Raw genomic sequence first — 12,123 nt, forward strand, 5'->3', positions numbered from 1 at the left:
ACCATCCGACGCCGTCCAGCGGATGCTCTCCGAGCGGTACGCCGCGGCCTTCGCCCCCATCGTCCGACCGCAGGGGCCGGTTGGCCACGCGTGCGAACTAGCGGTTTGCCGCCGGCGCCTCGGTGACCAGCCTGACCATCACCGCTGTCATCCCTGCAAGGCCGAGCCCGGCTCCCACGGTGAAGGCGAGAACGGAGACGGAGGAACCCGCGAAGCCGGCGAGGACGCCCACGGGAACGAGGCGAGCGGCCACGGCCCAGCCGCGATGCCCCAGGGAACCGAGGCACCGTGCCAGTACGGGGAATGCGGCGCACAGCGCCAGGTAGCCCACCATGCCGCTGATCATGTGGACAGCACCGTGCGCGCTGAGCGAGGTGGCCTCGGGGGCGCCGATGGGGAACCCGGCCCCTGCGTCTGCGGGGAACACTGCGGCGGCCAGGAACGAGGCCCCGAACACGCCGACCAGGCGCGGGGCCCAGATCCCACCGGGGACGCCGCGCAGCACCCGGCGCATCCCGATTGCTCCGGCGATGACCAGGGCGCCCGTGAGCAGGAAGTTCGCCACCTGGATCCACCCCAGATCGCCAAGTGCGAGCTGGCTGATCGCATTGCGGGTGAAGCCGAAGCCGTCGCGCGTGAGTCCCTGGACGATGCCCGTACCGAGGAACAGCGGGCCCGCCACGAGGCCGCCGGTCAGCAGGCGCCGCGTCACCGGACGCGACACAGCAATGGAGCGGACGGCCTTGGTGGAGGCGCTGAGCGTATGGGCCATGACGTGCCTTCCTTGTTGGGATGTCGCACGTTTGACCGGTGGCGGAAGACGAAGTGATCGGGTCTGCGCGTGTGACCTGAGCCACACGCACCCGCCCGGCTTGCTTACGCAAAGCGCGGTTGGCGGCCCAGCGCAGATGCACACCCATCCCATGGCGTTCCAGGCCGGAACGCTCCACGCAGCCAAGCCGACGGGCGCGTGCCCCATCCGCGCCCTTGGCAGTGGTGAAGAGCGGTCAATCCCGGCGCGGGAAAGCCCGCCCAGCGAGCCGCTCGAGGATCAACACTTGCAGGTCAGACGGCATATCGGCGCATGGGTCTCAGTGATTCCCAAGCTTATAGCGCGGGTTCGATTCCCGTCATCCGCTCTTACAAGAAGGCCCAGGTCAGCGACCTGGGCCTTCTTCGTCGTCTAGACCTATTCGGGTTCGGGAGTCCCGCACCACTTACGCACCACCTCGACGGCAACAAGGTCACGCGCGCTCGGCCGGCCTCACGTCACGCAGGCGGAGACAAGAATGCGTACATGGCCCGGCCGTCAGCCTTCCCGCCCTCGTCGGGTAGTTGACGCCACGCGGCATGCTGCGGATCGTGCAGAGCTTTCGCGAACGCGAGCTTCTTGCGGTCGCCCTTGTCGAGCTGATCTCTGAGTTGCAGCGGATTGGCGGGCAACGAGAGCAAGAACGCCAGATCGCGGTAGTGCCGCTCCGGTGAAGTGGTCTTGATGCTCACCGCTGCAGCCTTCGCCACGATCGCCCCCAACAGGCTGGGGCGACGGATCCGGCCGGTCCGCAGCCCCAGTTGCACACTCACGGACTCGGTTCTCTGCGCAGCCTGCCGGCCGCCCGGCACCTCCAGCGTGCGGCCGGGCGGCGTCGTTGTGAGGTCTGCACGGGGGCCGAGGTTGTCGGGCGCCAACAGATCCACCACCAACCGCTGCGGCTCCACACCGCGCTGATAGCGGTGCAGCAGGTTGCCCTGCGGCGACATGCCGGCGGGGGAGAATCCGAGCCGTTCCAGCGCCGCAACCAAACGGCGCAAGCTCTACTGGTCCGACTGCACGTCAGCCAGGACATCCAGGTCGGCGCTCGCCGCCGGCGGGGTCCGACCGTGCTCCAGACCGTGCAGGAGCACCATCTGCCCACCGATCAGCGACCAGGCATCCGGCACCTGCTCCGAAAGGTCGAACAGCACGCCCCGCAACTCCACCAGCGGCCCGGTGAACAGGTCCGACTCCAGTCGCACGTCGGGCAATTCAGCCGCCATGATCACACCCTCCGAGGCTGTGCGTAGCGAGTCAGCAGAGGCTCAAGCAACCCGGCTGCGGCAGCGTCGGCCCGGCCCTCGTGGCGGTCCAGCAAGTCGGCCGCCACCACTGACGCGGGGGCGTGGCGGCCCTGCCCAGGCGCTTCAGACCTTGAGGCCAGGAACGACCACATCTCCGCCGGGGGAATTCGGACCGCGACATTGCCCCGCTCTTCATCACGGACCATGCCGAACTCGGCTTCCAGCTTGTCGACCCTGTCGGGATGTACGTAGATCTCCGCACGACCGAGAGCGATGTAGTCCGCCCCCGCCTGCGACGCGGCGCTCACTCCCCCCCTCACCACATCCTGAGCAGCGAGCAGGACCGGCAGTACGCCTGAATGAACGCGGTACGAGCGAACCTCGGCGCGGGCGGCAAGAAGCTCCTGGAGCAGAGCCGGAGCCAGCTGCCCGTGGGCAAGGAGATTCCGCAACCGCATCCTCACCCGGGACTTCTCGGCATCGGACAGACTCACCGGCTGATGGCCGTCCAGCACCGCCAGAACGCCCCATGCATTGCGGGCCGACAGCGGTCTCCGCGAACGAGGGCCCCGGTCCTTGCGATCCCGGACACTGTCCCCGGCAACCAGCCAACGACCACCGACTCGCTGCCCTTGGAGCTTCCCGTCATGCAGCAACTGACGGACCCGGGAATCATCCACCCCGAGCAGGGCCGCAGCCTCTTTCACCGACAGCAGTTCCATGACCATCTCCTTGCGCCTCCCCTCACGAAATCAGGAGGGAACACGCAAGCAGTCTCCTACCCAGATTGCCTTGCGTCAAGCCTCACGAAACCAGGAGGCAAGACGCAACTATCGAGGCAGGGACGTGCCGCACGACCCAGACCAACGGACGCGTGCCCCATCCGTGCCCTTCGGAGCGGCGAACAGCGGTCAATACGGGTACGGGCGAACCCTCGAGACAGCTCTTTCGGCAGACTGTTTCCGCAGGTCAGATGCCATATGGGCGGCCTGCGCACCATAGATTCCCAAGCTTATAGCGCGGGTTCGATTCCCGTCATCCGCTCTTGAACGAAGCCCCAGGTCAGACTTGAGTTCTAGTGGTCGTCGCAACACCCCAGTTCAAGGGGTGCGATGGACTTCAAGATCAGAGAGAACCGGGGGCCTGGGGGCGGTGGCCCTCTGATGCGTGAGCGGGAGGTATATCTCCAGCTCATGCGCCAGGGACACAGCAACACGGAAGCGTGCCGGATCGTCGGGATCAACGTGCGGACCGGCAAGCGCTGGCGCAACGGCTGGCACTCGCCGCCGTGGGGGAAGCCGAAGCCTCCGATCACCGTGGAGGCTTCGGCTCCCGGCCCGTCGCGGTATCTCCGGGAGACGGACCGCATCCACATCGCCGACCGGCTACGGGAGAAGGCGTCGATCCGGCAGATAGCCGCCGAGCTGGGCCGCAGCCCCTCGACAGTGAGCCGCGAGATACGCCGCAACAGCGCCTTGTGGTCAAACGGCCAGTGGGTCTACCGGCCACATGCCGCCCACCGTCGGGCCGAACAGCGCAGGCCTCGTCCGAAGCCCGGCAAGCTCGGCCAGAACCCCGACCTGCGCGAGTTCATCCAGCAGCGCCTTGAACTGCGCTGGAGCCCAGAACAGATCTGTCACGCTCTACGGGCCGTCTTCCCCGACCAGCCGGAGATGCACGTGGTCCACGAGACGATCTACCAGGCCCTCTACGTCCAGGGCCGCGGAGAACTCCGTCGGGAACTCACCCGGGCCCTGCGGACCGGGCGGGCCATGCGCCGGCCGCACCGGCAGTCCCACAAGCGCCAGCCCCGTGCGATCACGGGCATGGTGATGATCAGTGAGCGTCCGGCCGAGGTCGCTGACCGGGCCGTTCCCGGCCATTGGGAGGGCGATCTGATCATCGGCAAGGACGGCAAGTCCGCGATCGCCACGCTCGTCGAGCGCAGCACCCGCTACGTGATGCTCGCCCCACTGCCCCACGACCACACTGCGGGCAGCACGAAGAACGCGCTGGTCGAGGCCATATCGTCGCTTCCGCCGCACCTGAAACGATCCCTAACCTGGGACCAGGGCTCGGAGATGGCCTCGCACAAGGCGTTCACCCTAGCCACCGACGTCCCGGTCTACTTCTGTGACCCGGCCAGTCCCTGGCAGCGCGGGTCGAACGAGAACACGAATGGCCTGCTGCGCCAGTACTTCCCCAAAGGCACCGACCTCGCGGTCCACCCCCGCAACCATCTGGACACCGTTGCCGCCGAACTCAACGGCCGCCCACGCAAAACGCTCGGCTGGGAAACCCCGGCCGAGCGCCTCGCTAAGCTCCTGGCCACAGCCAGTTGACCACTTGTGTTGCAACGACCCCTGGAATTCGCCAGAGACCTGGGGCTTCGTCGTTGTCCAGAGCGCCAGCTTCGACGTCCTCGGCGCAGACCTCGGTGACGGGACGAGGTCGAAGCACACCCACGCGCCCTCGACCAGAATGCGCTCGGCGTCACCGTGGACCGCCGAGCGGTGACCACCTCACTCCCGTCCTCACGCGCGGTACCGGGCCCTCCAAAGTCGGCACGGGCCGGTCCGTTGGCCCACGGCACAGGCTTTGGCCGCATACCTTGCCGACGCTAAGGTGAGACGCCGTACTCGGCGGATCGCTTCCCTGAGGGAAGACCGCTCCCTGAGGGAGGTGGGAATGGGGCTCATGGATGCGGACCACGCGGGGCTGGTCGTCGCGGCGCAGGCCGGTGACGATCGGGCGCGCGAGGAGCTGATCGCCGCGTACCTGCCGTTGGTCTACAACATCGTCGGGCGAGCGCTGAGCGGACACGCCGACGCCGACGACGTCGTCCAGGAGACCCTGCTGCGCGTGGTGCGCGACCTGCCTGCCCTGCGTGCCCCGGAGAGCTTCCGGTCCTGGCTGGTGTCGATCACGCTCCGCCAGATCAATACTTACTGGCACCGGCAACGCACCTTCGCCGACCGGACCACGGGCATCGACGAGGCACACCAGATACCGGACGCCGGGGCCGAACCCGAGGACGTCACGATCCTGCGTCTGCATCTGTCGGACGAGCGCCGGCAGGCCGTCGAAGCCGGCCGGTGGCTCGACGAGGACCAGGGGGCGCTGCTGTCGCTGTGGTGGCAAGAACGCGCCGGCTCGCTGAGCCGTGACGACATCGCCGCCGCGACGGGACTCACCGTCGCCCACGTCGGAGTACGCCTGCAACGCATGCGCGAGCAGTTGGAACTGAGCCGGGCGATCGTCGCCGCGCTGGAGGCCGACCCGCGCTGTCCGCAGCTGAACGAGACCGTCGCCGGCTGGGACGGTCTCCCCGCATCGGTGTGGCGCAAGCGGATCGCGCGGCACACCCGCGGCTGCCCGGTCTGCATGGCGACGGGGACAGAACGGGTTCCGGCCGAACTGCTGCTCCTCAGCCTCGCGCCGCTGGCCGTCCCTGCCGGGCTCGTCGCCGCGCTGGCCGCCAAGGGCCTGCTGTCGGGTACGGCCGCGAGCGCCGCCGGGTTGGCCACGGCACACGCCGCCGTCGGCACGGCGACGGCGGGAGGCGGTCTCCACAGCGCGCTGATCGGCAAGCTCCACGCGGTGACCACTCACCAGCTGCTGAGCCTCGCCACCGGCGCGGTGCTCATCGCCGGGACCGCCACCTACGCGACCTGGCCCGAACCGGCGCATCGGCAGCCCGGCGTCATCGCCGCGCCCACAGTCGGCAACCCCACGGTCGGCACTCCCCCGCCGATCCCGTCGCGCACCACCACGTCGGCCGAACCGTCCCCGGTGAGTCCGTCCTCCTCCGCAGGCACTGTTCCGCTGGGCGCACAGTCGCTGGAGTCCGTGGCCCAGCCCGCCCTGTACCTCACGTACGCCGGCGACTTCGCGACGCTCGGCCGAGTCTCCGCGTCCAGCAGCACACAGACACGGCAGCGGGTCACCTTCACGGTCATCGGCGGGCTGGCCGACACACGGTGCGTCACCTTCCGCGCCGCCGACGGCCGGTATCTGCGCCATCGTGACCTGCGGCTGCGGCTGAGCAGCGACGACGGCAGCGAGCTGTTCCGTGAAGACGCCACCTTCTGCCCGCGCCCGGGGGCGGTCGCCGGGTCGGTGACCCTTCACGCGCACAACTATCCGGGATCGGTCATCCGCCACCGCGACGGTGGCGTCTGGCTCGATGGGTCCGACGGCACTCGGGCCTTCGCCGACCAGGCTTCCTTCATCCTGCGCAGGTCCTGGGCCTGAGAACCGCTCCCTGAGCATGTGATCCGGCTTCGGTCCGTATTCGTCGACGGCTGCCGCCATTCCGAAATCCTTCACTGGTCATCAGGGCGGCGCGCCCTTTCCACAGCGACGACCAGACCGCGGGGCTTGGCATAACGCTTTCTGCCCGCGAGATGCATCACTGAGCAATCGTCCGGACGGCGCGACTTTTCCGTTACGAGACCGCGAGTGCGGAAGCCTCCATTGCATGGGGTGCTTTCCCCGCCGCTCACCAAGACGGGCAGGCGTGGCGGGTTCCCCGACATCCCCCTTTGACGTATCCCCGGAAGAAAGCCCCTCCCATGACTCGACACGCCCCCACGATCACGGCACCCAGGGTGACCCGCGACCCCCGAGGAGAATCATGAAGGGCCTGCACCGGCTCAGCCGGCGTCGCCGAACAGTGGCAATAGGACTGTCGGCCGCGACGGTGGTGGCCGGTGTCGTGACGCTCCTCCCCAGCTCCGCCGGAGCCGCGAACCTGGGTACGCAGGCGGCCCCCTCGGGCAGGTACTTCGGCACCGCTGTGGCCGCCGGCAGGCTCGGCGACTCGGCGTACACCGCGATCGCCGACCGGGAGTTCAACGTGATCACCCCGGAGAACGAGATGAAGTGGGACGCCGTCGAGCCGTCCCGCGGCAACTTCAACTTCGGCGCCGCCGACCGGATCGTCGACCGTGCGAAGGCGAACGGCCAGCGGGTGCGCGGCCACACCACGGTCTGGCACTCGCAGCTCCCGGCCTGGGTCGGCTCGATCGGCGACGCGAACACGCTGCGCAGCGTGATGAACGGCCACATCACCACCACGATGACCCACTTCAAGGGCAAGATCTACGCGTGGGACGTGGTCAACGAGGCATTCGCCGACGGCCCCGGCGGCCAGCTCCGTAGCTCGGTGTTCCAGAAGGTCCTGGGCAACGGCTTCATCGAGGAGGCGTTCCGCACCGCCCGTGCGGCCGATTCCTCGGCCAAGCTCTGTTACAACGACTACAACATCGAGAACTGGTCGGACGCCAAGACCCAGGGCGTCTACAGATTGGTCAAGGACTTCAAGTCCCGCGGCGTTCCCATCGACTGCGTCGGGCTCCAGAGCCACTTCGGAGCGGGCGGCCCGCCGGCGAGCTTCAAGACCACCCTGGCCAACTTCGCCGCCCTGGGCGTCGATGTCCAGATCACCGAGCTGGACATCGCCCAGGCATCGCCCACCCACTACGCCGACGCCGTCAAAGCCTGTCTGTCCGTGGCCCGTTGCACCGGCATCACGGTGTGGGGCGTTCGTGACAGCGACTCCTGGCGCAGCGGCGAAAGCCCACTCCTGTTCGACAACAACGGCAAGCCCAAGCCCGCGTACGCCGCCGTCATGAGTGCCCTCAACTCCGGCCCGGGTACCACCCCGAGCAAGCCGTCCGACGGTACTGGTACCAGCACGGGGGAGATCAAGGGCGTGGCCTCCGGCCGCTGTATCGACATCCCCGCCTCCACCACCGCCAACGGCACCCAAGCGCAGCTGTGGGACTGTAGCGGCCAGGCCAACCAGCGCTGGACCCACACCGCCGGCAAGCAGCTGAAGATCCACGGCGACAAGTGCCTGGACGCCAAGAGCAAGGGCACCACCAACGGCACCGCGGTGGTCATCTGGGACTGCAACGGCGGCACCAACCAGCAGTGGAACATCAACACCAACGGCACGATCACCGGCGTCCAGTCCGGGCTGTGCCTCGACGCCGTCGGCGCGGCCACCGCCAACGGCACCAAGATCCAGCTGCACGCCTGTGGGGGCGTCGGCAACCAGAAGTGGACCGCCCCGTCCGGATCGGGCGGCGGCACGTGCGCGCTTCCGTCGACGTACAAGTGGAATTCGACGGGTGCCCTGGCGCAGCCTGCGAACGGGTGGGCCTCGCTGAAGGACTTCACCAACGTGGTGCACAACGGCAAGCACCTGGTCTACGGGTCGAACTTCAACGGATCGAAGTACGGCTCGATGACGTTCAGCCCCTTCACCAACTGGTCGGACATGGCGTCCGCCGGACAGAAGGCGATGAACCAGCCCGCGGTCGCGCCCACGCTGTTCTACTTCGCGCCCAAGAAGATCTGGGTCCTCGCGTACCAGTGGGGCCAGTGGCCCTTCATCTACCGCACGTCGAGCGACCCCACCAACCCCGACGGCTGGTCCGCTCCGCAGCCGCTGTTCACCGGCAGCATCCCCCGCACCGACTCCCCCACCGGCCCGATCGACCAGACCCTGATCGCCGACGACCAGAACATGTACCTGTTCTTCGCCGGTGACAACGGCAAGATCTACCGGGCGAGCATGCCGATCGGGAACTTCCCGGGCAACTTCGGCTCGTCGTACACGACGGTCATGAGCGATACGGAGGCCAAGCTGTTCGAGGCCCCCCAGGTCTACAAGGTCCAGGGCCGACAGCAGTACCTCATGATCGTCGAGGCGAAGGGTGCGAACGGGCGCTACTTCCGCTCGTTCACGGCCTCCGGCCTGAGCGGTTCGTGGACCCCGCAGGCCGGCAGCGAGAGCAACCCCTTCGCGGGCAAGGCGAACAGCGGTGCCACCTGGACCAACGACATCAGCCACGGTGACCTGGTTCGAAACAATCCCGACCAGACCATGACGATCGACCCCTGCAACCTGCAGCTCCTCTACCAGGGCAAGTCCCCCACCGCGGGCGGCCCCTATGACCGACTGCCGTACCGGCCGGGTGTCCTCACCCTGCAGCGCTGACTGCCCGATCCACGGTCATACGCAAGGAGAAACAACCCACCATGAAGAACCCCACGAACCGTGGGCGCCGCGGGCGTCACCGCCGTCGCTGGACCGCGACCGGACTGCTGCTCGGAGCGCCCGCCCTCGTCGTGCCGTATCTCCTGTTCGTGCAGGACGACTCGCAGGCCGCGACGGTCGACGGCAATGCCTACTACCGGCTGGTTTCCGTACGCAGCGGCAAGGCGCTGGACGTCAACGCCTTCTCCACCGCCGACGGCACCCACATCCAGCAGTGGACCGACCAGAACACCGCCAACCAGCAGTGGAAGCTGAGACCCACCGGGGACGGCCACTACGAGCTGGTGAACCGCAACAGCGGCAAAGTGCTGGGCATAGCGGGCGGTTCGACTGCCCAGGCGGCCGCCGCCGAGCAGCAGACCGACAGCGCCTCCGCCTCCCAGGAGTGGCGGATCGACGAGGTGGGCGGTTCCGACGCCGTCACCTTCACCTCCCGCAGGAGCGGCCAGGTCCTGGACGTCTCCGGAGGCTCCACGGCCAATGGCGCGGTGGTCATCCAGTACCCCGGCAAGGGCAGCACCAACCAGCAGTGGAAGCTGGTGAGGACGGCCGAGGCCCCGGCGGCCGGGACCGGACCGTATGTGTGGAGCAACGCCCAGGTGGTGGGCGGCGGTTACGTCACCGGGCTGGTGTTCAACCCGCGTGAGAAGGGCCTGCTGTACGCGCGCACGGACATGGGCGGCGCCTACCGCTGGGACACCGCGGCCGAGCAGTGGATCCCGCTGACCGACTGGGTCGGCGAGAAGGACTGGAACCTGCTGGGCATCGACTCGGTGGCCACCGACCCCGTCGACCCCAAGCGGCTCTACCTCGGGGCGGGCACCTACACCAATGATTGGGCGGGCAACGGCGCGATCCTGCGCTCCACCGACAAGGGCCGCACCTTCAAGCGCACCAACCTGCCCTTCAAGCTGGGCGCCAACGAGGACGGCCGCGGGGCGGGCGAGCGGCTGGCGGTCAACCCCGCGAACAACGCCAACCTGCTCCTAGGCACCCGCAAGAACGGCCTGTGGCGCAGCACCGACCACGGCGTCACATGGAGCCAGGTCTCCTCGTTCCCCGTCAAGGACGGGGCGAGCAGCGGCGGCGGCATCTCCTTCGTGACGTACGGCCCGGCCGGCAGCAAGACGGTCTACGTCGGCGTCGCCGACAGATCCACCTCCCTGTACCGCTCAACCGACGGCGGCAGCACCTGGCAGGCCGTCTCCGGGCAGCCCGCCGGCCAGATGCCGCAGCACGGCGTACTCTCCGGTGACGGATCGCTGTACCTGACGTCCACCAACAATCTCGGACCCAACGGCGTGACGGCGGGTTCGGTGTGGAAGTACACGCCGGGCAGCGGGGCGTGGAAGAACATCTCCCCGTCCCAGGGAAGTTACGGCTTCTCCGGTCTGGCGGTCGACCCGCGCAAGCCGTCCACGGTCATGGTCACCACCCTCGGCCGCTGGTGGCCCGAGGACGAGATCTACCGGACCACCGACGGCGGTTCGAACTGGAAGGCGCTGGCCGACACGTCGGTGCGGGACGCCTCCGGCGCTCCTTACGTCGGCACTCACACCGGGCACTGGATGACCGCCCTGGCCATCGATCCCTTCGACTCCGGGCACGTGCTGTACGGCACCGGCAACGGCATCCTGCGCAGCAAGGACGCCAATGCCTCCGACAGCGGCGGCACCAGCCACTGGAGCATGGGTGCCCGAGGGCTGGAGGAGACCGCGCTGCTGGACGCGATCGCCCCTCCCGGCGGCGCCACCGTCATCACCTCCATGGGCGACCAGGGCGGCTTCCGGCACGACGACCTGACCAAGGTGCCCTCCGGGCGGCTGAAGAACCCGTTGATGGCCAACAGCACCGACATCGACTTCGCCCAGTCCAAGCCCTCGATGATGGTCCGCGTCGGCCGTGGCGGCGAGCAGGACGGCGCCTACTCCACCGACGGCGGCAGCAACTGGACCGGCTTCAAGGCGGAGCCTGTGGCCGGTGCCCGGGACGGCCGTATCGCGCTATCGGCGGACGGCTCCACCATCGTCTGGACCGAGGCCGGTCAGGCCCCGTACCGCTCGACCGACAACGGGGCGAGCTGGTCGAGGGTCAACGGCCTGGGCAACGACGCCGCAGTCGTCGCCGACCGTTCCTCGGCCAAGACCTTCTACTCCCTGTCCGACGGCACGCTCCACGCCAGCACCGACGGCGGCGCGACCTTCACCGCCCGCGCCGGCAACCTGCCCGCCGGCCGGCTCACGGCCGTCCCCGGCATCGCCGGGGACCTGTGGATCGCCGGCGCTGACAAGGGGCTGCTGCACTCCACCGACGGCGGTCGCACCTTCACCACGCTCACGACGGTGCGGTCCGGCTCTGCCCTCGGCTTCGGCAAGGCCGCGCCGGGCGCGGACTATCAGGCCCTGTACCTGATCGGTACCGTCAAGGACGTCACCGGCGTCTTCCGCTCCACCGACAAGGGCGCCACCTGGCTCCGCGTCAACGACGACGCCCACCAGTGGGGCAGCATCGGCGGCGTCGGCGTCATCGCAGGCGACCCCGACACCTACGGGCGTGTCTACGTCGGCACCAACGGACGCGGCCTCCAGTACGGCGACCCGTCCTGACCCCAGCACACCCGAGCGGGGCCGCAGGCGGAACTGCCTGCGGCCCCGCCATGGCTGAGGGAAGACGCCTCCCCGCCCCCTCGACGGGACGCCGTGCCACAACGTGCCAGTAGAGGCGGTGAACAGCGGTCGACAGAGGGCCCGACGGATCCGCTCCCACGCTGCTCGCGGCCATCATCTCAGCAGGTCAGAGGCTGCGCAGGCCCTTGAGTGGCGAGTGATTCCCAAGCTTGTAGCGCGGGTTCGATTCCCGTCATCCGCTCTTCCACGAAGCCCCAGGTCAGTAACCTGGGGCTTCGTCGTTGTCTAGACCTCTCCGACCCTTCCGCGCCCTCCGCGTGACCCAACTCGCCGAAATGCCCTGCCCGGAGGCCCTTTCGCGCACCACGT

General features: G+C 68.5%; 8 protein-coding genes. 4 read left to right on the top strand and 4 right to left on the bottom strand.

Annotation, left to right across the window (positions count from 1 at the left end):
- Window positions 1–97: 97 nt before the first annotated feature.
- The 4 genes from OG898_RS10865 to OG898_RS10880 form a co-directional block, all read right to left on the bottom strand.
- Window positions 98–772, bottom strand: a complete 675-nt coding sequence (locus OG898_RS10865) for a DUF998 domain-containing protein (RefSeq protein WP_266956450.1) — start codon at window positions 770–772, stop codon at window positions 98–100.
- Window positions 773–1,269: 497 nt separating this feature from the next.
- Complete coding sequence (locus tag OG898_RS10870; protein ID WP_266956452.1) at window positions 1,270–1,803, bottom strand: hypothetical protein; 534 nt, start codon at window positions 1,801–1,803, stop codon at window positions 1,270–1,272.
- Window positions 1,804–1,815: 12 nt separating this feature from the next.
- On the bottom strand, window positions 1,816–2,037 hold the full coding sequence (locus OG898_RS10875; RefSeq protein WP_266956454.1) for a hypothetical protein: 222 nt from the start codon (window positions 2,035–2,037) through the stop codon (window positions 1,816–1,818).
- Between the two features lie 2 nt (window positions 2,038–2,039).
- Entirely contained in the window at window positions 2,040–2,780 is a 741-nt protein-coding gene (locus tag OG898_RS10880) for a helix-turn-helix domain-containing protein (RefSeq protein ID WP_266956456.1), read from the bottom strand.
- Between the two features lie 390 nt (window positions 2,781–3,170).
- Here OG898_RS10880 and OG898_RS10885 point away from each other — a divergent pair, with 390 nt between their 5' ends.
- From OG898_RS10885 to OG898_RS10900, 4 genes are all read left to right on the top strand, one after another.
- Complete coding sequence (locus OG898_RS10885; protein WP_266956458.1) at window positions 3,171–4,400, top strand: IS30 family transposase; 1,230 nt, start codon at window positions 3,171–3,173, stop codon at window positions 4,398–4,400.
- 346 nt (window positions 4,401–4,746) lie between these two features.
- Entirely contained in the window at window positions 4,747–6,312 is a 1,566-nt protein-coding gene (locus OG898_RS10890) for a sigma-70 family RNA polymerase sigma factor (protein WP_266956460.1), read from the top strand.
- 382 nt (window positions 6,313–6,694) lie between these two features.
- Complete coding sequence (locus tag OG898_RS10895) at window positions 6,695–9,067, top strand: non-reducing end alpha-L-arabinofuranosidase family hydrolase (RefSeq protein WP_266956462.1); 2,373 nt, start codon at window positions 6,695–6,697, stop codon at window positions 9,065–9,067.
- Window positions 9,068–9,108: 41 nt separating this feature from the next.
- Window positions 9,109–11,733: an RICIN domain-containing protein gene (locus OG898_RS10900; RefSeq protein WP_266956464.1), complete on the top strand. Its 2,625-nt coding sequence runs from the start codon at window positions 9,109–9,111 to the stop codon at window positions 11,731–11,733.
- The last annotated feature ends 390 nt before the right edge of the window (window positions 11,734–12,123 follow it).

The organism is Streptomyces sp. NBC_00193 (assembly GCF_026342735.1).
GTDB lineage: Bacteria > Actinomycetota > Actinomycetes > Streptomycetales > Streptomycetaceae > Streptomyces > Streptomyces stoeckheimensis.